Origin of the sequence: Homoserinimonas aerilata, from assembly GCF_006716125.1 — a bacterium.
GTDB lineage: Bacteria > Actinomycetota > Actinomycetes > Actinomycetales > Microbacteriaceae > Homoserinimonas > Homoserinimonas aerilata.
Window position 1 is genome coordinate 1221962 of sequence record NZ_VFOM01000001.1, and the last position, 22802, is coordinate 1244763.

The window sequence follows — 22802 nt, forward strand, 5'->3', positions numbered from 1 at the left end:
GGACCAACCCGATCGATCGTAATCGAGATGGCCCCCGAATAGGGGTAGACAAGTTAGCCCCGCGTGTGTCGGATGATCCCGGCCGGATGCGTGCTGTCGCGAGAGGCGAGTCCGCGATAGATTCGGCCGGTGAATCCTTCCTCCCCGCGGGTACCGCGAGCGCCACAGACGACGCAGCCGGGCGCCCCCGCTCGCCCGCACCGCCCCTGGGAGGATGCCGTCGCCCTCGTGACCGGTTCCGTTGCGATGTCGTTCGGCGTGGTGCTCCTGAATGCGGTGGGCGCGGTGACGGGCGGGCTCGCCGGCGTGGCGTTCCTGATCAGCTATTCCTCGGGCTGGACGTTCGGGCTCGTGTTCTTTCTGATCAACATCCCGTTCTATGTGCTCTCGCTGATGCGCATGGGGGTGGCGTTCACGATTAAGACGCTGTGTGTGGTCGTGATGATCTCGGTGCTCACCTCGGTGCATCCGCTGTTCTTCTCGATCGAATCGATCGACCCGTTCTATGCGTGCATCCTCGGCGGCATGTTCATGGGGCTGGGGATGCTCATCCTGTTCCGCCACAGGGCGAGCGCCGGCGGGTTCGGCATTCTGGCATTGTTCCTGCAGGACCGCTTCCGGCTCAGCGCGGGCCTCGTGCAGTTGGGGTTCGACGCGGTGATCGTGCTGCTGGCCCTGCTCGTGGCGGCTCCGATGATCGTGCTGGCTTCAGTGTCGGGAGTGGTCGTGCTGAACGTGATTCTGGCGATGAACCATCGACCGGGGCGCTACCTCGGCTGAGGCCGCGACGCCCACTCGAGAGAGCGCCGCCCCCGGGTCACCGAAGCTCGGTGCGCTCCGCTCGCGCCTTGCTCCAGTTCACCAGGGGATGCAGGAGCGAGATGAGCTGCCGACCTGACGCCGTGAGTTCGTAGGCGATGGAGACAGGCGTCGTCGGCTGCACGTCGCGTGCGATGAGCCCTTCGGCTTCCAGCTCTTTGATCCGTGCCGTGAGCATCCGGTCGGAGATGCCGGAGACGAGTGCGCGGTACTCCGAGAAGCGTCGGGCGCCTCGGGCTCCGGCCAGGAGGATGGCCGCGTTCCATTTGCGGCCCGCCAGTTCGGCAGACACCTGAAAGCGTCGGCATTCCTCGTCATCGATGTGGGCGAACTCGGCGTCACTCATGGGGACCTCGCTTACTATTGGTTAGTAGCTTACCGCCCGCTGGCATCCGCTCACAAGCTTTGGCATCGTGGTGCTTGGCGGTGTCCGCGCTCGAAGCATCGGCCGTTTCTGACCATCCGCGACCCACCCGACAGCACGCAACGCATTGGAGACATCATGCAGATAGGCGCCTACAGTTTCGGCGACACCCAGCTCGACCCGGATGGCAGCACGCGTTCGACCGCGGAGGCCATCCGCAACCTGTTCGACGCGATTGTGCACGCCGATCAAGCCGGCTTGGACTATTTCGGCATCGGCGAGCACCACACCGTGAGCATGCCTGCGTCGTCTCCGGGTACCGTCATTGCGGCGGTGGCAGGGGCGACGAGCCAGATCAAGCTGGGCAGCGGTGCCAGCATCATCAGCACGGATGATCCGGTGCGGGTGTTTCAGCAGTTCGCGATCGCCGATGCGGTGTCCGGCGGCGGCCGCGTCGAGATCACGGCAGGGCGGGGCTCCTCGGTTGAGACCTTCCCGTTGTTCGGCTACGACCTGCGCGACTACGACAGGCTCTACTCAGAGAAGCTCGAGCTGCTGATGACGATCAACGATGCGGACTCTGAGCGGGTGACCTGGTCGGGATCCGTTCGCCCGAGCATCGACAACCTCGCCGTGGTGCCGCGGCCGGTGAAGGGGCGCCTGCCTCTCTGGCTCGCCACGGGTGGCAATCCGTCGTCCTCTGTGCGCGCCGGCCAGCTCGGCCTACCCATCTCCTATGGAATCATCGGGGGACAGCCACACCGCTTCGCACCACTGGCTGAGTTGTATCGGCAGTCGGCGGCCCAGGCCGGGCACTCGGGTGACGACATCCGGGTCTCTGTTGGCGCGCTCGGTTTGATCGCGCCGACGAAGGAGGAGGCGCTGGAGCGTTTCTATCCGGGCTGGCGCAATCTGAACATCGAGATGGGCAGGCTCCGCGGTTGGTCCGCACCCGACAAGCGCAACTACGACATTCAGGCGCAAGCCCCCGGCGCTTACTATGTCGGCGACCCTGATGACGTCGCGGAGCGGATCGTGCACCTGCACGGCTACATGGGCCACATGCGGCACTTTCTGCAGATGGATATCGGCGGGCTTCCGCAGGAGCACTTCCTGGAGTCGCTCACCCTGCTGGCCACCGAGGTGAAGCCCCGCGTCAAGCGACTCCTCGCAGCGAAATAGCAGCTCCGCGCCAGACGGGTATGTGCGTTTAGAAGTCGCGCCCCCGGCCACCCATTCCCGCAAAAACGGCATGAAGTAGCGGCAGCGCCGACCCGAAGATCAACACCCAGCCGAACACGGGTTCGGATTCTTTGAGGAATATCCCACCAAAAAGCAGGGCCGCGAAGAGAAGCGCCGACACCCCCTTGAGAACAAGCTTTTCGAGAGCGCGCAAACGACGTTCGATCCCCGGGATCTCCATCGAAAGCCGGCCCCGCTGCACCAGCGTGCTGAGCTCATCCAGCTGCCCGGGCAGTCGTGCGATCACACCGGCTGTGGCAACAACCTGGTCGAACACAGCACGGGCAGCCGCACCGCCCGCGTTACTGCCGAGGCGTGCCGCATACGGCTCAATCGCGGTCCAGATATTGAATGCCGGGTTCAGTGAGGTGCACACACCCGACGTCACCGAGACCGCGCGAATGATCAGCAGCAGATCCTCGGGAAGCTGGAACGGCATCGTGCGCATCGTGTCACCAAACTTTTTGGCAAAATCACGGAACTCGTGCGGGTCAACATTCTGCAGCTCAGCAAAACCCAAACCCCCGAAACGGTCAAACAGTTCGCCCAACGCCCGCTCAAGCGGGGCACTCTCTGCAGAAGGCAACAGCATCCCCATGGCACGGATGCTCGACACAAGCCCCTGAGAATCACGCGCCGCGACCGCGATGACCAGTCGCTGCAGGCCAGACTTCAACGTGTCAGGCACTTCGCCCATCATGCCGAAGTCGACGAAGGTGAGCGCCCAGCCGGTCGCGGGGCCGCCGGCAGCGGGGCTGTGGGGTGTCACAAAAATGTTGCCCGGGTGGGGGTCCGCATGAAAGAAGCCGTGCACGAAAAGCTGGTCAAACATTGCACTGGAAAGCCCAACAGCAACCGCCGCCGGGTCGATGCCAGCCGCGATGAGACTTTCGCGGTCATTGATCTTGATTGCTGCGACGTCGGAGAGGGCGAGTACCCGCCTCGTGCTGCGCTCCCACACCACGGTCGGGGCTCGCACCCCCGGGTTGTCCGAGAAGTTCTCGGCAAAACGCTCAGCGTTGGCACCCTCATGCAGGTAGTCGATCTCCTCCATGCTGACCGCAGCGAACTCCTTCACGAGCGCAGGAAGATCCACCCGCCGTGAAATGGCTGCGACGCGGTTCAGCCAGCCGGCAACCTTGCGCAAGGCGGCAAGGTCGACTGCGACGATCGCGTCGATGCCTGGCCTCTGGATCTTCACCACAACATCCGCGAAACCCATGAGCTCGGCGTCGGCCGGCGACAACCTCGCCCGATGCACCTGGCCGAGGGACGCAGCAGCGATCGGTGACGGGTCGAAGAACGAGAAGGCACGCTCCAGCGGCACTCCCAGATCTGTTTCGGCGAGTGTGCGAACCTCCGCGAAGTCTGCGGGAGGCACCTCATCTTGAAGCCCCTCAAGCTCGCTGGTTATCTCCGTGGGAAGAACATCAAGCCGGGAGGACATGAACTGGCCGACCTTGATCATCAGCCCGCCCAGGTCAAGAGCCAGAGCGTGAAAGTGTCGGGCAATACCGCCAGCCCTCTTCGCGCGCCCCCGCCACGACAACCGCGCCAACCCGACGCGGGGCAGCACCACCTCGAACCACCATTCCTGGGCGATATAGCGTGCAGCGAACCGCAAAATTCGCCGGTACCGGGCGCGCAGGTGCCGATCTGTGCTCATCAATTCTCCCTGACGCCGCTGCCGCCGCGGGGGCGGCATCCGATCATTCGCGGGCCAGGATCGCGTAAATCTTGCGACGGGCCTCATCGATGACGGTGACCGCCTCCTGAGCCTGCTCGATGGTACCCCCGCGCACAACCTGCACGACGGCGTGGGCAAGGTTCGCGGCGGCCTTCGGCAAAACCTTCGACCGCGTGCCGCTGTCACCCGCCGTTGCCTCCCACGGTGCGGTGCGACTGCTCGCGGCCTCGGCGCTACCGCTTTCGGTGAGCGAGTAGGTCTTTCTGCCGTCTGCCTCCTCGGCAAGGATGAGGCCTTCGTCTGCAAGCAGCTGGAGGGTGGGGTAGACCGAGCCGGGGCTCGGCTTCCAGGTGCCGTTGCTGCGCTTCTCTATCTCACGAATGATCTGGTAACCGTGCATCGGCCCCTCAGTGAGGAGTGCCAAGATACCGGCGCGAACATCGCCTCGCCCCATCCTCGGCGCAACCCTCCGCTCGAACTCAGAATGCAGATTCTCGACCGTCTCCCACAGGCCGAAGCCCGGTTCGTGTGCGCTGCTCATGATGATCCCGTTCCGTGAGGGTGAGGGCCGTCGCGGGCCCCTGTTGAATCCCGACGATACATCGTTGGGGCGTGTTAGCGATATAGGCCAAGCATTGTTCTCACAGCGTCATCTCAGCATCCAAGGGCAGGGTCGACCTCACAGAATCCGGATGTGTCGACGAAAGGCTTCGTGATGGACCTGTGGGCGCCGGTGACGGCTGCCTTCGGGGGAGAAGGCTGGTGGGGGATCCTGTTGTTTGTTCCGGTGCTGCTCGCTGGGCACGTGTCGGAGGTCGCCGTCGGGTACGGCTTGTGGCGTCGCACAGTCGAGCGCCCTTCGAGTAAACGGGTGTGGCGTGTTGCCGCAGTTTCGGGGGTGGTTGCGGTCGCCTCCCTGGTCGCCGCGATGATCTGGGTGGGCACCTACGCCGCCCCACGGCTTGCCGCCGATCTCGTGCATCTGCTCTGACGAGCTCCGGGCGCAATAGGCGCTGAAACCAAGGCCCGCCTGCGGCCTGAGGGCATATGAACTAGCCTGCATGAGAACGTCTCATAGCCGTCGGTGGTTTTATCGAGGTGAGAAGCGCTTGCAAGCATCATCGTTGCTCCCCAGCGATGACCGCACGACATGCAGAAGGGCGAGCACTCATGGCGAAGACCTCGGAGGCAACTGCCACCCAGAATCTGTCGATTCTGCCGGGTGCGACCGTGATCAGGCGCATACGCCGCATGGTCGTCGCCGTGGCGCTCGTGATCTTTGCATACTCGGTGTTCGTGCTAGCCAGCAGGGGGTACTGTCCCGGAGGGTCCTCGGGGGATGGTGGCTTCGTCGACTCCTCCGGAGAAGCGACAGAGACTGCGCCTTTGTGCATGCAGTTGACCCTCGGGCCTAGTCCCTTGGTGTTCGTGGCACTCGTGGTTATCGTCGTCGCCGCGATCACTCGCGTGCTCCGCAAGACACAGGATGAGCAGGCAGCAATCCGGATGCTTGACAAGGCGATCCTTCTGATCGTGACGGTGGCCGTCGCGTCGGTTGTCATCAGTCAGGTGTGGTTCTGGCAGATTCCGCTGACTGACTGGGACGGCGCCGGCTACTTCTTCATCTTCCCCTTCCCTTTCGGCCTGGTGAACGTCGAAGTCACACCGTTGCTAATCGGCTAGAGATCTATGCGACCGACACGTATCGCGCGGTTCACCAGAAAGGCATCAACGACTGAGTTGAGCATCGCCCGGGATCTCGGATTTTCCCACTTGCAGAGATTCGCCGGAAGCATCAGACTGCTATCGGATCGGACATACATGCCGCCCACGGAACCGTCGGATTACCGAGCGATTTCAGACGCTGGTCGTTGATAGAGACGAAGCACGTCATTCCTTACCGAATGGCCTACTTCAAGGAGTCTCTATGACCTGTCACAAACTCGCCTACTCGTCGCTTCACCAAGCTGGTGAGGCGCTGATGGCCATCAGTCGCATTGAGGATCCTCGTCGCCGCGAGTGCGGAGTTCATCCCTGCTCCACGTGCCATGCATGGCACCTGACATCATCCAATGGCGCCGAGCGGAACCGCTGGACCAGCATGGCGCTAAAGAGAAAACGGAGCTCGACGCTGAATATCGAGCCGCTGCATGGCGCAAGACGCAAGATGATCAGGGGCTCGACGGTGGCCATGCCGGAACTTCCCACACCCTAATATGTGCAGGATGATGCACTTGTTCGGGCGGGTCCGTTTGCTGTCGCTGAGCCGCCAAGAGGTGGCGCTCCTGGCGATCACAGCCGTGTGGGGCGGAACATTCCTGCTCGTGCATATAGCGATGATGCACAGCGGGCCGATGTTCTTCGTCGGCGTGCGTTTCCTGCTGGCCGGCGTCATCGGTGCGGTCGTCTTCAGCCGCTCACTGCGCGGGATGACACGGCTTGAGCTCGGCGCCGGTGCGGCGATCGGCGTGATGATCTTCTTCGGCTACGGCCTGCAGACTGTCGGCCTGCAGACGATCAACAGCAGCACATCCGCGTTCCTGACGGCCCTGTATGTGCCGCTGGTGCCGTTTCTGCAGTGGGCGGTGTTCCGCAAGCCGCCGAGCGTGATGGCGCTGCTGGGGGTTGCGTTCGCCTTTGTCGGTCTGCTCCTGATCGCGGGACCGGACGCCCTGCGGGTGGGGCTGGGCCCGGGGGAGATCGCGACGCTCATCAGCACGATTCCGATCGCGGCGGAGATCATCCTGATCAGTGTCTTCGCGGGCAAGGTGGATCTCGGGCGTGTGACTGTCGTGCAGTTGCTGGTCTGCGGGGTGCTCGCGTTCGCGGCGATGCCTGTCGTGGGCGAGTCGGTTCCGGACTTCTCGTGGGCGTGGGCCGGCGCCGCAATCGGCCTCGGCGTGGCGAGTTGCCTCATCCAGGTGACGATGAACTGGGCGCAGAAGTCGGTCTCGCCCACTCGCGCCACGATCATCTATGCGGGCGAGCCCGTCTGGGGCGGCATCATCGGTCGCCTCGCCGGCGACCGCCTGCCCGGCATCGCGCTCCTGGGCGCCGTGTTCGTCGTGTTGGGTGTGCTGGTGAGCGAGCTCAAGATCCAGCCGCGACGCCGCCCGAAGGGTGAACCGGGTGGCGTCCCGGGCGATAGTGACGCCTGAGCTGGCGTCCGGCCACGGGGCCGGCCGGTCATGCTTTTGTTCGCGGATGCTCATGGTCACGCCGTTCGGGCCGTCGCCCGCTTAGCATTGCCCGGTGAGCGGTTCAGACTTTCTCGGCCCCCTGCTGGAGCTGTTCTCGTGGATCGGTCTGACGCTCGGCGCCGCGTGTCTCGTGGTTGCTCTGATCATCCGTGCGGTGAGCGGACGCTGGGTGGAGACGACCGCTGTCGTCGTGCACGAGTCAGGGTCGGCGGCGGCGCGCTGGCTGGCAGATGACGGCACCATTCATTCTCGGCCGCTCGATCCTGCGGAGGCGGCGCAGCTGACGGCATCCGACGATGTGATGGTCTTCGTCAGCGTCGTGCGGCCCGAGCGGATGCGTCTGCACCGGCGCGGCGGTGGCGAGCAGACCCTCATGTTCCTGGCTCTCCTGCTCGGCGGTGTCGGCATCGTGGCCTCCGTGGCGTCGTTCGTCCTGCAGCTCATCCCCGAGTGAGTCGACAGCCGAGCGGCCTGACGGCGGCGAGGACTACGTGTACTCGCCCGTCTGGGCGGCTCACCACCGGTGACAGTCTTTACTGTTTCGCTTCTGGCTGGCTCACTGCCGCAAGGCCGCGTATGAGTGCACGCGGCCCTGAAGCACGACGAGGCAGGGAAACTACCCTGGTGAGTGCGCACCGACAGTTCACCAACGCGACACACTTCCCACCATCGCGAGTCGTGACCGGGATACCTGGCGTCCCTAGTCTCACCTGAGACCCGGCTGATGCAGCGTTCGATGAGTCGGGCCTATTTCCTTGCCTCCACAAGAAAGGCCGCACTCATGCGTCTTCGTCCCAACCGCCTCGCGACCGCTTTCGCCGGCGTCGCCATGCTCGCCCTCCTCGCTGGCTGCGCCAGTACCCCTTCGGAGAGCGCGGAGAGCCCCGCCGCCAGCGACGGTACCTTCGCCAAGGACGACAACACGATCGTCTTCGCGGTGCTCCCTGACCATGAGGGCGCCGATTCGGATGCTCAGCCCATCGCCGACTGGATCGCCGAGATCACCGGCAAGACCGTCGACTTCTTCCCCGCCACCGACTACACGGCAGTCGTGCAGGGTCTCGCCGCTGGCCAGATTGACGTCGCACAGATCTCGGCGTTCACCTACTACCAGTCGCAGGCTGCGGGTGCTGAGATCGAGCCGATCGGTGCACAGATCACCGAGGATGGTGCCGCCGCCGGTTACTACTCGGTCGCGATCGCCAACCCGGCTTGGGATGGCTCCACGTTCGCTGACTTCGCTGACGAGCCCGTCTGCTTCGTCAACCCCACCTCGACATCCGGTCGCGCGATCCCCGCTTCGCAGCTCAAGGCCGCCGGCGTCACCGTCGCCCCGGAGAACGTGCTCGCCCCCGAGGGCGGCGCGCATGACCTCAACGCGCTCAAGGTCGCTGAAGGCCAGGAGTGCATGGTCGGTTTCGCGCAGGACATCGACGCTGACCCGCTGATCAAGTCGGGCCAGCTCAAGGAGATCGAGCGCTTCCTGGTTCCCGCTGCGCCGATCGTCATGCAGACGGGTCTGCCGCAGAGCGTCAAGGATGCGCTGCTCGCCGAGATCGCCGGCTCCACCCAGGCGACGCTCACCGGTCACGGCATCGATCTCAACGAGTTCCTGAGCGACGGCTGGTTCGGCTTCGACGCCGTCGATGACAAGTACTACGACTCGATCCGCACCGTGTGCGCCGAGGTCGCTGACGAGGTTGAGGCCTGCCAGGCCTGAGTTCGAGTCCAGCTGTAGGGGGTCGCGAATGCGCGGCCCCCTACATCCGCACCATCCGCGAATGGATTGATATGAGCATCCCAAACGATTTCGTCGTCCAGACCACAGGACTCAGCAAGACCTACCCCGGCACGGCCACGCCCGCCCTCACCGACATTTCGCTTGAGGTCTCCCGTGGGGAGATCGTTGTGCTTCTGGGCCTGTCTGGTTCCGGTAAGTCGACGCTCCTGCGTCATATCGACGGTCTCGAGACCCCGACCTCCGGGTCCGTGACCTCGCTCGGGGAGCGTGTTGACGCCCTCAAGGGTCGCGAGCTGCGTGAGCTGCGCGGCAAGATCGGTTTCATCTTCCAGCAGTTCGAGCTCGTCGGCCCGCTCACCGTTCTGGAGAATGTGTTGACCGGGGCCCTGTCGACGCTGACAGGCCCACGCCTCGGTATCTGGACGTATCCGAAGTCGCTCCGCCGCAAGGCGCTCGAGCACATCGACCGGGTCGGCCTTCTCGAGCGTGCCTACCAGCGCGCAGACACCCTGTCTGGTGGCCAGCAGCAGCGTGTGGCCATCGCCCGTGCTCTCATGCAGGACCCGGAGATTCTTCTGGCCGATGAGCCGGTGGCCTCCCTTGACCCCGAGTCGAGCGATCAGGTGATGTCGCTGATCCGCGAGATCGCTGCGGAGCGCGCGTTGACGGTCGTGTGCTCGCTGCACCAGGTGGATCTCGCGCTCAGCTGGGGCGACCGCATCGTGGGGCTCCGCGGCGGTGCAGTGGTTCTCGACACTCCGACCGAGGCGCTCAGCAAAGACCAGGTCATGGAGATCTATGGCCGTGTGGCCGTTTCGACCAGCGAGATCCAGGCGGTGGAGGTCGAGCTGGCTGAGGCTCGCGAGCAGGTTCGCGCTGGTGTGACGCGTCGGGCTGCCGAGCGGTTCGCGCAGGACTCCGCGAGCGAGGAGCCCGCGTGACCACGCTTCTGGCACCACCCACCAAGCCTGAGTTCGAGAAGCGTGTGGAGTCGGTCGAACGCCCGCGCCCGCGCGTGTCGACCATTGTCAGCGCCGCCACACTCATCGGCATCGCCGTGCTCGGCGTCGTCTCCTTCATCCGCCTTGACTACAGCGTCAAGAACATCGAGACGACCTGGTCGAACATCACCCGCTTCGTCGGCATGGCAACCCCCATGCAGTGGCCGGGGTGGGATGTCACCGCTGTGGTCGGTTCCGGTGGCACCAAGATCTTCACGACCGAGTGGGTCGGCTTTGAGCCCATCTGGCAGATGGGCGAGGTCATCCTGCTCACCCTCGCCCTGACGATCGCCGGCACCGCGCTTGCCGTGCTGCTGTCGATCCCGGTCGCCTACGGCGCTGCGGCGAACACGACACCGAACAGCACCGTTCGTCTGCTGTGCCGCGGTCTCGGGGTTGTCGCGCGAGCGATTCCGGATGCTGCGATGGCCGTCTTTCTCATCTTCCTCTGGTTCGGCTCCGGAATCCTTCCGGCGATCGTCGCGATCGCGCTGCACTCGGTGGGCATGATCTCGAAGATGTTCGCGGATGCGATCGAGCAGGTCGATGAGGGGCCACGGAACGCGATCCGCTCTGCCGGGGGATCACGTTCGCAGCAGTTCTGGTCGGGCATCTTTCCGCAGGTGCTGCCCGCGTGGATCGCCGTCGGGCTCCACCGCGCCGACATCAACCTGCGCGGCACCGTCATTCTCGGCTACGTCGGGGTCGCCGGAATCGGCGCCGAACTCAACGGTGCGATGCATGCTGGCGCCGCAGGTATGCGCCGCGTGATCCCCCTCGTGGTGATCATCATCCTGCTCTGCATCGTGTTCGAGATCGTCTCCTCCAGCATCCGTGCGCGTCTGCTCAATGTGCAGCCGACGGGTAAGGGACTCGGCGACACGATCATCCGCAATTCGATGAAGGCGGCCGCCAAGGTTGCTGCCACTGCCTCCTCGAATCATGCCGCACGCATCGATGCCGCAATGGATCGCCCCTGGGATCGTGATCGCCGCACAACGATGATCTGGATCTGGAGCGGCATCATCGTCGTTGCCGCCTCGTTCCTCTACCTGCAGCCCGAGTTCAGCCGCATGTTCAGTGGGTGGCGCTTCGACCAGGTTCACAATGAGGGCCTCGATCGTGCCGTGTGGCCGTTCAACTTCGGTGACAAGCCAGTAGCGGATGTTCTCGATGCGGCGCTTGTGACGATCGAGGTCGCTCTTGCTGCCACACTCATGGGTGCGGTGATCTCGGCCATCGTCGGCCCACTGTCTGCACGCAACGTTGCGCCGAATGCCTTCACCCGCAACTTCTTTCGTGGCGTTGCGCTTGTCATCCGGGCGATCCCCGACCTCGTTGTCGCGATTCTCTTCATCATCGCCACCGGCTTCGGGCCGCAGGCGGCGACGCTCGCCCTCGGTATCGGCGGAGTGGGGCTGCTCGCAAAGCTCATCGGCGACTCGATGGAAGAGGTCGACCCCGGCCCGGAGAAGGCCCTCACTGCGGCGGGTGCCAGCAGGCCGCAACGATTCTTCTCGTCGACCGTGCCGATGTCGATCCCGACGCTCGTGAGCCATGTGCTCTACCTGCTCGAGCAGAACATCCGCTCGGCAACCGTGCTCGGCATCGTCGGCGGTGGCGGCATCGGATTCCTGCTGCTCAACGCGATGAACGGCCGTCACTTCGACCACATGTTCGCGTACCTGCTTGTGATCATCGCGATGGTCGTCGTCGTGGAGGCCGCGGCGATGCTGATTCGGCGCGCACTCAAGTGACGCAGACCTTCGACCTCGCCGTCGTCGGCGCGGGCATCGTCGGGCTTGGCCACGCTGTGGCGGCGCATCGGCGCGGGCTTCGCGTGGTCGTCGTCGAGCGGGCATCCGCCATCTCCGGAGCAACCGTTCGAAACTTCGGCCATGCGGGGTTCTCCGCGCACAGCGGCGAGGCGGGGGAGTACGCGCAGGTCGCCCGCGCGGAGTGGCTGCGGCTGTCTGTGGAGGCCGGATTCTGGCTCCGCCAGGCGGGCACGCTCGTGATCGCTCGGCATGAGGATGAACGCGCGGTACTCGACGAGTCCGGGCTCGGCGAGCCTCTGACAGCGGATGCTGTGGCCCGCTTGGCTCCCATATCCGGCGCCATCGGGGGAGCGCTGCTGCACGGCGACATCCAGGTGGATCCGCGCGAAGCAGGCCCCGCGATCGCGCGCTGGCTCGCCCGCGAGGGCGTCGAGTTCCGATGGCGCACCGCCGCCCTCGGCGCCGAGTCGGGCCTGCTGCACACCTCACGCGGTGAGATCAGGGCGCGGGCCGTTGTCGTTGCCGTCAACGCGGATGTGGATCAGCTCTTTCCGCAGATCGCCGAGGCGCACGGCGTCATCCGCAACGGGCTCGATATGATGCTCGCCGATGGCGTGGGTCTGGGCATCCCGCTACTGACCGGCTCCTCGATGCTTCGCTACTCGGCCTTCGCATCGGCTCCGTCGCTGCGGGATGTTCGGCGCCGCTTTGAGGCGGAACATCCGGATCTGTTGGCCCGCGAGGTCAACCAGATGTACACGGAGCGCCCCGACGGCACGCTCATCGTCGGCGACACGCACTACAGCGGCACCACGATCATGCCGTTCCAGGATGAGGCCGCCTTCGGCCTGCTGACCCGCCTCACCGAGAACCTCTTCGCCCGGCCGCTGCGCATCCGTCAACGCTGGCAGGGCGTGTACGCGACGGGGCCGGGCGACTTCCTGCGCGCGGCACCGGCTGACGGCGTGCGCGTGGTCTCGGTCACCAGCGGAATCGGGATGACGACGGGGCTTGGGCTCGCAGCATCCGTCATCGACGAACTCTTCGGGCCTCAGCCCTAAGCACCCGCCCGCTCGCTTCATCTCCACGGAGCGACATCGTCGAGACTGCACAAATTGATCGAAAAGTCGACAATTCTGGTCAATTTGCGTAGTCTCGGCATCCGAAAACGCGGCGAAGCGAAGCGCTGAAACGAAGAAATCCCCGAGCCTTTGACTCGGGGATTTCGTTTCGTGTCCGAAGGGGGACTTGAACCCCCACGCCCTATACGGGCACTAGCACCTCAAGCTAGCGCGTCTACCAATTCCGCCATCCGGACAGGATGATGTTGCTTACGCAACGAGGTATGACTTTAGCATGATCGGCGACCCCATTTTGTCCACTTGGGAGCTCGGCTGACCGGCTGCAGCCCGTCCTAGTACCGTTGAGGCATGTCTGCCGCCGAGCAACTCGAAGAGACCGCCCGCATTGCCCGTGATCTCATCCGCCTCGACACCAGCAATTACGGTGAGGGTCGGAGCAATGGCGAGGCTGAGGCGGCCGAGTATGTGGCCGCCGAGCTGGTCAAGTTGGGCCTCCAGCCGGAGATGTTCGAGAGCGAGCCGGGGCGCATCAGCGTCATCGCTCGGGTCGAGGGGGAGAGTCACGACGAGGCGCTCGTCGTGCACGGCCACCTCGATGTGGTGCCGGCGGTGGCCGACAACTGGAGCGTCGACCCCTTCGGCGGGGTCATCAAGGACGGCATGCTGTGGGGCCGCGGCGCCGTCGACATGAAGAACATGGATGCCATGATCCTCACCTCCCTGGGTGACATCTTTCGCTCGGGCAAACGGCCGGCGCGTGACCTGATCGTCGCGTTCTTCGCCGATGAGGAGGCCGGGGGAGTGCTCGGCTCCGGCTACCTGGTCGAGCACCACCCGCAGCTCTTCGCGGGCGCCACCGAGGCCATCAGCGAGGTCGGCGGATACTCGATAACGCTCGGCGATCAGCGCGCCTACCTGCTGCAGACGGGCGAGAAGGCGCTCATCTGGGCGAAACTCGTCGCACACGGCAGGGCCGCTCACGGCTCCCGCATCATTCACGACAACGCCGTCACCCGGCTGGCGGAGGCGGTCGCCACGGTCGGCCGGCTCGAGTGGCCGGTGCGTCTCACCGAGACGACCACGCAACTTCTGGGCGAGATCGCCCGCATCCTGGGGGTCGACCCGCAGAAGGTCGGGCCCGATGAGCTCGCCCTCGCCACCGGCACAGCATCCGGATTCATCCAGGCATCGCTGCGCACCACCGCGAACCCGACCGTGCTGAAGGCCGGATACAAGCACAATGTCATCCCCGACACTGCGGAGGCGCTCATCGACATCCGCGCGTTCCCGGGCGAGGAGGATGCGGTGATCGCCGCCATTCAGGATGCGGTGGGCCCCGACATCGAAGTGGTGACCGTGTTCCGTGACATCGGCATGGAGACCTCCTTCGAAGGCCCCCTCGTCGACGCCGTCAAGGCAAGCCTGCACAAGCACGACCCGGGCGCCCCAGTGCTCCCGTACCTGCTGGCCGCCGGCACCGACAACAAGGCGCTCAGCAAGATCGGCATCAAGGGCTACGGCTTCGCCCCGCTCAAGCTCCCAGCCGAGCTGGACTTTCCCGGGATGTTCCATGGCGTTGACGAGCGTGTGCCGCTCGACGCATTAGTCTTTGGCAGGCAGGTTCTCCACGACCTGCTCCTGGAATACTGAGCCGGATGCCGTGCCCGAGACGACTCCAGGGCGGCGATAAGGAGTCCAGTTGAGTTTCATAGAGGCGATCATCCTCGGCCTCGTGCAGGGCCTCACCGAGTTCCTGCCGATCTCGTCGAGCGCGCACCTGCGCATCGTGGGCGAGATCCTGCCCTCCGCGACCGACCCGGGCGCGACGTTCACGGCGATCACCCAGCTGGGCACCGAGACCGCCGTCATCATCTACTTCTGGGGTGACATCACCCGCATCATCGGCAAATGGTTCCGCCACTTCGGGAAGGGTGCACGCGCTGAGGGCCAGCCCGCAGACCGTCGCGGCGCATCCGCCGTCATCACCCGCAATGATCCGGATGTCCGCCTCGGCTGGCTGATCATCATCGGCACCATCCCCATCGTGCTGGTCGGCTATTTCGCGCAGGAGTACATCCGCTCCGTGTTCCGCGACCTGTGGCTGGTCGCCATCGTGCTCATCGTGTTCGGCCTCATCCTGGGGCTGGCTGACTGGCTGGGCAAGCGCACCCGCGAGATGAACGACATGACGTACCCGCACGGCATCCTCATAGGCCTCGCCCAGATGCTGGCACTCATCCCGGGCGTCTCCCGTTCCGGCGCGACGACCACTGCGGGGCTCGCGCTGGGCTACACCCGGCCCGCTGCGGCCCGCTTCGCCTTCCTGCTGGCCATCCCGGCCGTGTTCGGCAGCGGCCTGTATGAGCTGCTGCACAGCCTTGGCGAGCCGGCCGGCCATTACGGCTACGCCGAGACCGCCGTCGCCACGGTTGTCGCATTCGGTGTCGGTTTCGCGGTCATCGCGTTCCTCATGAACTACATCTCCAAGCGCTCCTTCCTGCCGTTCGTCATCTACCGGTTGCTGCTCGGCGGTGTGCTCATCGTGTTGCTGGCGAACGGCATCCTCCAACCCCTCTAGGCTGAGAGGGTGAAATCCTGGAGTCACCCGCCCGTTCCGTCGCTGCCGGGCAATGGGCCCACACCCAGGGTTTTCGACACAGCGACGGGCACGGTGCAGGAGGCCTGCTCCAAGACGCACGCCTCCCTCTATGTCTGCGGCATCACCCCTTACGACGCCACCCACATCGGCCATGCCGCCACCTATCTCGCCTTCGACACGCTCGTGCGGTTGTGGCTCGACGCCGGCAAGGATGTTCGCTACGTGCAGAACGTGACGGATGTCGACGATCCGCTCCTTGAGCGAGCTGCGGCCACCGGCGTCGACTGGCGTGAGCTGGCCGAGTCGCAGGTGCAGTTGTTCCGCTCCGACATGGAGCTGCTGCAGGTCATCCCGCCGCAGTATTACGTGGGCGTCACCGAGGTGATCGACGAGGTCGCCGAGGCGGTCGCCATTCTGCTCGAGCGCGGCACCGCCTACCGCATCGAGACCCCGGATGCTCTGGTCACCGGCAACGAAGACATCTACTTCGACATCGCGGCGGCGAGCCGACTGACGCCCTGGCAGCTCGGCGATGAGAGTAACCTCGATCGGGCGACGATGCTGGCCCTCTCCGCTGAGCGCGGCGGCGACCCCGAGCGCCCGGGCAAACGCGACCCGCTCGATCCGCTGTTGTGGCGCGCCGAGCGAGCGGGGGAGCCCGCCTGGGAGACGCCCCTCGGCCGCGGTCGGCCCGGTTGGCACATCGAGTGCACCGTCATCGCCCTCGACCACCACGACGCGTCCATCACCGTCAACGGCGGCGGCTCAGATCTGGTCTTCCCGCACCACGAGTTCAGCGCCGCCCACGCGACGGCGTTGACGGGTGCGCCGCTCGCCGAGATCTACGCGCACACCGGCATGGTCTCGTATGAGGGCGAGAAGATGAGCAAGTCGCTCGGCAATCTCGTCTTCGTCTCGCGGCTTGTCGCCGACGGGGTCGACCCGCGCGCCATCCGCATCGCCCTGCTCGCTGAGCATTACCGCTCTGACTGGGAGTGGACATCCGGCCACCTCGATGCGGCGCAGCAGCGCTTGGCTGCGTGGTCAGGCTGGGCCGCAGGAGCGGCGCAGGCACCCTCAGACCCACTGCTTGCGGAGTTGAGGGACGCCCTCGTCGACGACATCGACAGCCCGCGCGCTGTGCAGCTCGTGGATGCGCGGGTCGCCTCGGGCGTGCCGGCGACACAGCTCGCGGTGGATGCTATCGAGTCGCTCCTCGGCGTGCGCCTGGCTGCGTAGCCACCGCTCAGCTAAGACCGAACTACGCGGGGCTTCCGCCGCGACCGTCAGCCTTGCCGCCGTCGCGCTTGCGCAGGTACTTCTCGAACTCCTGGGCAATGGCCTCACCGCTCGCCTCGGGCGAGTCGACCGTGTCGCGCGCCTGCTCGAGCTGGTGGATGTACGAGGCCATGTCTTCGTCGTCACCGGCGAGCGTGTCGATGCTGGCCTCCCAGGTGCTGGCCTGCTCCTCGAGGTCGCCGCGGGGGATGACGACGCCGACGACCTCCTCCAGCTTCTCGATGAGCGCGAGGGTCGCCTTGGGCGAGGGAACGCTGTGCACGTAGTGGGGAACGGATGCCCAGATCGACACCGTCTCCACTCCGATGTTCTCGGCCGCCTCGGCGAGCACGCTGAGAATGCCGACCGGCCCTTCGTATTGGCTGCGCTCCAGTTCGAGCTCCCTGCGCACCTCGTCGTTGTCGCTTGTGAGAAAGACGGAGATGGGCCGGGTGTGCGGCACATCGGCGAGCATTGCACCCAGGAATACGACGCCGGTGATGTCGCGATCCTCGATGATCTCGATGATCTCTGCCGCGAAGCTCTTCCAGTTGCGGGACGGTTCGGTGCCGAGCATCAGGAACAGTTCGCCGTCGGCGACGGGGCCGAACACGGTCACGCCCGGCCAGACGAGCAGCCGGTTGCCCTCCTCGTCGAGGGTCGCGGTCGGCCTGTTGAACTGGTAGTCGAAGTAGACCTCGGGGTCGATCTCGGCGATCGGATAGACGTCGAGCAGTTCTTTGAGCGCGACGACGGCTCCGCTTGCCGCGTCGCCCGCATCGTTCCAGCCCTCGAACGCGACGACGAGCAGTCGTCCGTTCAGGATTCCGTCTGGCACGTGGTGTTCCTCTGTTCCGTCGATTTCTCGCTTCGTCCAAGGATAGTTCGCCGGGGCCGACGCATCCGGTTGGCGCCGATGCTCGTGCCCCGATTCCACGAACAGCGAACAGCGCGCGGCGTGGTTGGCCCGTTCGGCGGCGGCTCATCCGGCCTCCCGTAGAATCGACCGTGTGATTTCTTTCGCCACTTCCTCTGATCGAGCAGCCCTCGAGCCCGTCCTTCCCGCCGGTGTCCTGTGGGACATGGACGGCACGATCGTCGACACCGAGCCGTACTGGATGCTCGCCGAGGAGGAGCTGGTCGCCGAGTTCGGCGTCAGCTGGACCCATGAGGATTCCCTCGAGATCGTCGGCGCCTCGCTGAGCCATGCCGCCCGCACCTTCCAGGGCAGGGGAGTGGATCTCCCAGAAGACGAGATCATCGCGCGCCTGAGCAATCGGGTGATCGAGCAGATCCGGGTCGAGGTTCCGTGGCGGCCCGGCGCGCGCGAGCTTCTCGCCGAGCTGAAGGACGCGGGCATCCCGGCCGCGCTCGTCACCATGTCGTACCGCGCGATGGCCGAGATGGTGGTGGATGCGATCGGTTCGGATGTCTTCGCCGCGCTGATCACAGGAGATTCCGTCACACACGGCAAGCCGCATCCGGAGCCCTACCTGCTCGGCGCGGCTGCGCTCGGCGTCGACGTGGCCGACTGCATCGCCATCGAGGATTCGCGCACGGGCGTGGCCTCGGCCGTCGCATCCGGGGCCGTCACCATCGGCGTGCCGCTTCATGTCGAGTTGCCGCCGAGCAGCGAGTACACGCTCTGGGAGTCACTCGCCGGTGCCACGGTGGCCGATCTGCGCGCTGTCGTCGAGGCGCGGCGCGCGCCTGTCGAGCAGGATGCCGCGGCCGGAGCAGGCGCATGACCGCCAAACAGAGCGGGCCGTTCCGGGCGGGCGACAAGGTCCAGCTGACGGGGCCGAAGGCGCGACTGCACACGATCATCCTGGAGCCGGGCAAGGTCTTCCACAGCCACAGGGGCACCATCGACCACGATGCGCTCGTGGGGCTGCCCGACGGCTCGGTCGTCTCGAACTCCTCGGGCGATGAGTATCTGGCGCTTCGCCCGCTGCTGAACGACTTCGTCATGTCGATGCCGCGTGGCGCGGCGATCATCTACCCGAAGGATGCCGCACAGATTCTGGCGCTCGGCGACATCTTCCCGGGGGCGACGGTCGTGGAGGCCGGCGTCGGCTCGGGCGCGTTGAGCCTGTGGCTGCTGCGTGGCCTCGGGCCGGAGGGCCGCCTGATGTCGTTCGAACGCCGTGAGGAGTTCGCCGAGATCGCACGCGGCAACGTCACGAGCTTTCTGGGCGAGGAGCCCGCGAACTGGTCGGTGACGGTGGGCGACCTCGTGGAGTCGCTGCCGACCGTTGCCGAGGAGGGCACCGTCGACCGCGTGGTCCTCGACATGCTGGCGCCGTGGGAGTGCCTCGAGGTGTGCGCGACGGCGCTCCGCTCCGGCGGTGTGCTGCTCTGCTACATCGCGACGGTCACCCAGCTCTCCCGTGTCGCCGAGGCGATCAGGGCGACCGGGCTGTTCACCGACCCGCAGTCATCCGAGACGATGGTCCGCGGATGGCACGTCGAGGGTCTCGCGGTTCGCCCCGATCACCGCATGGTCGCCCACACGGGCTTCCTGCTCACGGCTCGCCGCCTCGCGCCCGACACGATTCTGCCTCAGCTCAAGCGGAGGGCGTCGAAGACCGAGTTCAGCGACGAGGATGTCGAGCTGTGGACTCCGGGTGCCCTCGGCGAGCGTGCCGGCAGCCCGAAGAAGCTGCGCAAGACGGTTCGCGTGGCTGCGGCGGGTGCCGCCCATGCCATCGCCGCCAACAGCGAGACGGATGCGGAGGGCGACGATGTCGTCAGTGACTAGAATTGCGGCATCCCCGCAGGTAATGAAAAGAGGATTCGTGCGCAAGCTTCCAGCGCTTCTCGTCGTGGCCGCCCTGCTGCCCGCTCTCGCGGCATGCTCGGCCTCTCCCCGGGAGGAGTACCCTTCGGGCGACGCCTCGTCGGTGGTGACCGCGTCGGGAGACTTCGGGGCGCAGCCGGTCGTCGACATGCCGACGCCTGTCATCGCTCATGAGACCCAGGTCTCCGTCCTCATCGACGGCGACGGCGAGGTCCTCAGCGACGGCCAGCCTGTTCTCATCGAGGCGACGATCCTCAACGGCGGAACCGGCGAGGTGCTGCAGCAGAGCGGCTACGCCGGCGAGAGGAGCGGCGTTCTGCTCACGGTCGGCTCGAATGCGCTGCCGCCTGTGACGGAGGCCCTCAAGGGTGTGACCGTGGGTTCGCGCATCGTCGTCGTCGGCACGGCCGCCGACACGCATGGCGGCCAGGCCGTCCCCGATTCCGGCGTTGCCGCCGAGGACTCCTTCGTCTACGTCGTCGATGTGCTCGATGCCTTCCTGCCCAAGGCGGATGGTGCGACGCGCGCAGGCGAGAACGGCGACCCGACGGTGGTGCTGGCCCCGAACGGGCGCCCCGGCATCACGATCCCCAAGGCCGACGCCCCCGAAGATCTGGTCACCTCAGTGCTCAAGCAGGGCGATGGCGATGTGGTCAAGGATGGCGACTACGCCGTGCTGCACTACACGGGTGTCACCTGGGCCGACAACAAGGTGTTCGACTCGAGTTGGGATCGCGACCAGGCCGCCGTCATGCAGCTGACCGCGGGCTCCGTCGTCGACGGCTTCCACCAGGGGCTTGTCGGCCAGAAGGTCGGCTCCCAGGTGCTCCTCGTGATCCCGCCGAGCCTCGGCTACGGCGACCAGGCGAGTGACACGATTCCTGCGGGCTCGACGCTCGTGTTCGTCGTCGACATCCTCGGCATCGCCGGTTAGGGGAGCAGTGTCGGCAGCGAAGCCCCGGATCCCGGTTGAGGAGCGCCTCTTCAGCCTGGTCCTCGCGCTGCTCGCCACCGAGGCAGGGCTGACGAAGCTCGAGATCCTGTCGACCGTGCAGGGGTACCGCCAGCGTTTCTCCGCATCCGGCGACAACGCCAATCTCGAGCGTCAGTTCGAGCGCGACAAAGACGACATCCGCGAACTCGGGGTGCCTCTCGAGACGGTCGACGACCCGTCCGACGCGGGCAACAATCAGAATCTGCGCTATCGCATCCCGCGCGGCAGTTACGAGCTTCCGGCGGATGTCCGCTTCACGGCCGACGAGACGACCCTGCTGCATCTTGCGGCGATGGTGTGGCGTGAGGGCTCGCTGTCGACGGAGTCGCATCGCGCGATGCTCAAGCTTCGCTCACTCGGGCTCAGTCCGGACGAGCCCGTGCTCGGTTATGCCCCCCGCCTGCGCGTGCGCGACAGCGCCTTCGAACCGCTCAGCATGGCGCTGCAGAAGAACGTCGTCGTCTCCTTCGCCTATCTGAAGCCGGGGGAGGCGGATGCGGGCATCCGCACGGTCGAACCGCTCGCCCTGTTCCAGCACGAGGGTCGTTGGCACCTGTTCTCGCGCATGCCCGGCACGTCGACGACGAAGACGTATCTGCTGCGGCGCATCGTCGGCACGGTCACCCTCAGCAATCGCGGATTCACCCCGCCGCCCGGTGATCAGGCTGCGATCGGCATGGCCGAACTGAGCGAGGTGTGGAACGCGAAGTCTGCGATCGTCGAGGTCGTAGAGGGTTCGGATGCGGCGACACGGCTGATGAAGCGGCGCGGCACCCGCGAGGAGGGCCCCGGCCGGCTCCTGCTGCACTACGCCGATCTCAACATCCTGGCTGACGAGCTGGCTGGTTTCGGCCCTGAGGTGCGCGCCGTCGAACCGCCGGAGCTGCGTGAGGCCGTGATCGGCCGGCTGCGGCAGATCCTTGCAGACCACGGAGCGGACGGGGGAGCGAACCATGGCTGAGCGCCGAAGCAAGGCCGTTCCCGCGGGGGAGAAGCTCGCGTTCCTACTGTCGCTGGTGCCGTTCCTCATGGACAACGACCGCATCAGCGTCGCCGACACCGCCCGCCATTTCGACATGGAGCCGGAGCAGATCCGCGAGGCCGTCAGGCTCATCGCCATCTCGGGCATCCCCGGCGAGACGGGCACCTACCAGCACGGTGATCTCTTCGACCTGGCCTGGGATGCCTTCGAGGAGCACGACGAGATCGTGCTCACCCAGATGGTCGCCATCGATGATGCGCCACGTTTCTCGGCACGCGAGGCCGCCGCACTCATCGCGGGGTTGCAGTATCTCTCCGGGCTGCCCGAGAACGCTGACCGGGCCGCCATCGCGACTCTCATGGCCAAGCTGTCGCGGGGCGCATCCGCCACTCCGAGTCCTATGGCCGTCGAGGGTTCGGAGTCGGATGCGACGCTGGCGCTGATCAGGCGGTCGGTCGACGGCGGCGTTCAACTCGAGTTCGACTACCTGGGCCTGCGCGGCGAGCGTCAGAGCCGCCGGGTGGATCCGCTGCGGGTGGAGTCACTCGACGCCGACTGGTATCTGCGCGGCTGGTGCCATCTGCGCGAGGCGGTGCGCACCTTCCGCATCGATCGCATCATCGATCCGCGTGTGACGGATGAGCCGGTGACGTTCCACCTGCGTGACATCCCGCTCGGCGACAGGCTGTTCGAGGGCTCGCGCGATGACGTGTCGGTGACGCTCGATGTGGCGCCGTCGGCCCTACCCCTGATCGCCGACTATGTCCCGGAGGGCTCGCCGGTCACCGAGTCGGGTGGCCGCATGCGCATGGACATCACCGTCCCGCATTTCCACGGCCTGAAGCGGCTGGTGTCGAGCCGTGCGGGTGTCGTGTCGGTGGTCGGCCCGCCGGATGCCCGTGCTGCCGTGGCCGAGTGGGCCCGTGCTGCGCTCGTCCGCTACGAGTGAGTGCGGTGCAGGGGATTCCTGCCCACTGCGCGTAGACTTCTAGGACTCTTCCCCTTTCGAAGGACAACAGACATGCCTGCACATCTTGGTGGCTGGACCGGCCTGATCCTCGTGATCATCGTGCTGGTGCTCTTCGCCGCGCCCAAGCTTCCGCAGATAACCAAGAGCGTCGCCCAGTCGATGAACATCTTCAAGAAGGAGATCCGCGGCAACTCCACGGATTCGTCTGAGACCCCGGCTGACGAGAAGACTCCGGCCGACGAGAAGAACCAGAAGAACTGAGCAC

At 65.7% G+C, this 22802-nt stretch carries 23 protein-coding genes and 1 tRNA gene; 19 read left to right on the forward strand and 5 right to left on the reverse strand.

Going from position 1 to position 22802, the window contains the following annotated elements:
* The first annotated feature begins 129 nt into the window (after positions 1–129).
* Positions 130–780 carry a YitT family protein gene (locus FB562_RS05745; protein WP_246081351.1) on the forward strand — a complete coding sequence of 217 codons (651 nt, stop codon included), beginning with the start codon at positions 130–132 and terminating at the stop codon, positions 778–780.
* Positions 781–817: 37 nt separating this feature from the next.
* Here FB562_RS05745 and FB562_RS05750 read toward each other — a convergent pair whose 3' ends face one another.
* Positions 818–1165, reverse strand: coding sequence for a winged helix-turn-helix transcriptional regulator (locus tag FB562_RS05750; protein WP_141880271.1), 348 nt, complete (start codon positions 1163–1165; stop codon positions 818–820).
* A gap of 156 nt (positions 1166–1321) precedes the next feature.
* Here FB562_RS05750 and FB562_RS05755 point away from each other — a divergent pair, with 156 nt between their 5' ends.
* Positions 1322–2365: an LLM class flavin-dependent oxidoreductase gene (locus tag FB562_RS05755; protein ID WP_141880272.1), complete on the forward strand. Its 1044-nt coding sequence runs from the start codon at positions 1322–1324 to the stop codon at positions 2363–2365.
* A 28-nt stretch (positions 2366–2393) separates the two neighbouring features.
* Here FB562_RS05755 and FB562_RS05760 read toward each other — a convergent pair whose 3' ends face one another.
* On the reverse strand, positions 2394–4130 hold the full coding sequence (locus FB562_RS05760; protein WP_246081352.1) for an ABC1 kinase family protein: 1737 nt from the start codon (positions 4128–4130) through the stop codon (positions 2394–2396).
* A 4-nt stretch (positions 4131–4134) separates the two neighbouring features.
* Positions 4135–4653 (reverse strand): PadR family transcriptional regulator, encoded by a 519-nt coding sequence (locus FB562_RS05765; protein WP_141880273.1) that lies wholly within the window; start codon positions 4651–4653, stop codon positions 4135–4137.
* Positions 4654–4806: 153 nt separating this feature from the next.
* Here FB562_RS05765 and FB562_RS05770 point away from each other — a divergent pair, with 153 nt between their 5' ends.
* From FB562_RS05770 to FB562_RS05805, 8 genes are all read left to right on the forward strand, one after another.
* Positions 4807–5103 carry a hypothetical protein gene (locus FB562_RS05770; RefSeq protein WP_141880274.1) on the forward strand — a complete coding sequence of 99 codons (297 nt, stop codon included), beginning with the start codon at positions 4807–4809 and terminating at the stop codon, positions 5101–5103.
* Between the two features lie 179 nt (positions 5104–5282).
* Complete coding sequence (locus tag FB562_RS05775; protein WP_141880275.1) at positions 5283–5795, forward strand: hypothetical protein; 513 nt, start codon at positions 5283–5285, stop codon at positions 5793–5795.
* 542 nt (positions 5796–6337) lie between these two features.
* Positions 6338–7270 (forward strand): DMT family transporter, encoded by a 933-nt coding sequence (locus FB562_RS05780; protein ID WP_141880276.1) that lies wholly within the window; start codon positions 6338–6340, stop codon positions 7268–7270.
* A gap of 94 nt (positions 7271–7364) precedes the next feature.
* Positions 7365–7766 (forward strand): hypothetical protein, encoded by a 402-nt coding sequence (locus FB562_RS05785; RefSeq protein WP_141880277.1) that lies wholly within the window; start codon positions 7365–7367, stop codon positions 7764–7766.
* A 327-nt stretch (positions 7767–8093) separates the two neighbouring features.
* Complete coding sequence (locus FB562_RS05790) at positions 8094–9032, forward strand: PhnD/SsuA/transferrin family substrate-binding protein (protein ID WP_185740465.1); 939 nt, start codon at positions 8094–8096, stop codon at positions 9030–9032.
* Between the two features lie 71 nt (positions 9033–9103).
* Positions 9104–9994 carry a phosphonate ABC transporter ATP-binding protein gene (gene phnC, locus FB562_RS05795; protein ID WP_141880279.1) on the forward strand — a complete coding sequence of 297 codons (891 nt, stop codon included), beginning with the start codon at positions 9104–9106 and terminating at the stop codon, positions 9992–9994.
* The gene (locus FB562_RS05800; RefSeq protein WP_141880280.1) at positions 9991–11811 is read left to right on the forward strand and encodes a PhnE/PtxC family ABC transporter permease; all 1821 of its coding nucleotides are present in this window, start codon (positions 9991–9993) and stop codon (positions 11809–11811) included. The genes phnC and FB562_RS05800 overlap by 4 nt, the downstream gene beginning before the upstream one ends.
* Positions 11808–12893, forward strand: a complete 1086-nt coding sequence (locus tag FB562_RS05805) for a TIGR03364 family FAD-dependent oxidoreductase (RefSeq protein ID WP_141880281.1) — start codon at positions 11808–11810, stop codon at positions 12891–12893. The genes FB562_RS05800 and FB562_RS05805 overlap by 4 nt, the downstream gene beginning before the upstream one ends.
* A 172-nt stretch (positions 12894–13065) precedes the next feature.
* On the opposite strand, the gene FB562_RS05810 is transcribed toward FB562_RS05805, so the two are convergent.
* A tRNA-Leu gene (locus FB562_RS05810) sits at positions 13066–13150 on the reverse strand.
* A gap of 112 nt (positions 13151–13262) precedes the next feature.
* Here FB562_RS05810 and FB562_RS05815 point away from each other — a divergent pair.
* Genes FB562_RS05815 through mshC form a run of 3 tightly spaced genes read left to right on the forward strand, consistent with a single transcriptional unit; the run spans position 13263 to position 16752 of the window.
* Positions 13263–14564, forward strand: a complete 1302-nt coding sequence (locus tag FB562_RS05815; RefSeq protein WP_141880282.1) for a M20/M25/M40 family metallo-hydrolase — start codon at positions 13263–13265, stop codon at positions 14562–14564.
* A 49-nt stretch (positions 14565–14613) separates the two neighbouring features.
* Positions 14614–15492 carry an undecaprenyl-diphosphate phosphatase gene (locus FB562_RS05820; RefSeq protein WP_141880283.1) on the forward strand — a complete coding sequence of 293 codons (879 nt, stop codon included), beginning with the start codon at positions 14614–14616 and terminating at the stop codon, positions 15490–15492.
* Positions 15493–15501: 9 nt separating this feature from the next.
* Positions 15502–16752 (forward strand): cysteine--1-D-myo-inosityl 2-amino-2-deoxy-alpha-D-glucopyranoside ligase, encoded by a 1251-nt coding sequence (mshC, locus tag FB562_RS05825; RefSeq protein WP_141880284.1) that lies wholly within the window; start codon positions 15502–15504, stop codon positions 16750–16752.
* A 22-nt stretch (positions 16753–16774) separates the two neighbouring features.
* On the opposite strand, the gene FB562_RS05830 is transcribed toward mshC, so the two are convergent.
* The gene (locus FB562_RS05830) at positions 16775–17629 is read right to left on the reverse strand and encodes a proteasome assembly chaperone family protein (protein WP_141880285.1); all 855 of its coding nucleotides are present in this window, start codon (positions 17627–17629) and stop codon (positions 16775–16777) included.
* A gap of 172 nt (positions 17630–17801) precedes the next feature.
* Here FB562_RS05830 and FB562_RS05835 point away from each other — a divergent pair, with 172 nt between their 5' ends.
* The 6 genes from FB562_RS05835 (at position 17802) to FB562_RS05860 (ending at position 22798) form a co-directional block, all read left to right on the forward strand.
* Entirely contained in the window at positions 17802–18539 is a 738-nt protein-coding gene (locus FB562_RS05835; RefSeq protein ID WP_342777280.1) for an HAD family hydrolase, read from the forward strand.
* Positions 18536–19552, forward strand: coding sequence for a tRNA (adenine-N1)-methyltransferase (locus FB562_RS05840; RefSeq protein ID WP_141880286.1), 1017 nt, complete (start codon positions 18536–18538; stop codon positions 19550–19552). The genes FB562_RS05835 and FB562_RS05840 overlap by 4 nt, the downstream gene beginning before the upstream one ends.
* Before the next feature lie 37 nt (positions 19553–19589).
* Positions 19590–20525 (forward strand): FKBP-type peptidyl-prolyl cis-trans isomerase, encoded by a 936-nt coding sequence (locus tag FB562_RS05845; protein WP_141880287.1) that lies wholly within the window; start codon positions 19590–19592, stop codon positions 20523–20525.
* A gap of 7 nt (positions 20526–20532) precedes the next feature.
* Positions 20533–21546: a helix-turn-helix transcriptional regulator gene (locus tag FB562_RS05850; RefSeq protein WP_246081353.1), complete on the forward strand. Its 1014-nt coding sequence runs from the start codon at positions 20533–20535 to the stop codon at positions 21544–21546.
* A complete protein-coding gene (locus FB562_RS05855; RefSeq protein WP_141880288.1) occupies positions 21539–22516 on the forward strand; it encodes a helix-turn-helix transcriptional regulator in 978 nt (325 codons plus the stop codon). The genes FB562_RS05850 and FB562_RS05855 overlap by 8 nt, the downstream gene beginning before the upstream one ends.
* Positions 22517–22588: 72 nt before the next feature.
* The gene (locus FB562_RS05860) at positions 22589–22798 is read left to right on the forward strand and encodes a twin-arginine translocase TatA/TatE family subunit (RefSeq protein ID WP_141880289.1); all 210 of its coding nucleotides are present in this window, start codon (positions 22589–22591) and stop codon (positions 22796–22798) included.
* Positions 22799–22802 lie beyond the last annotated feature (4 nt).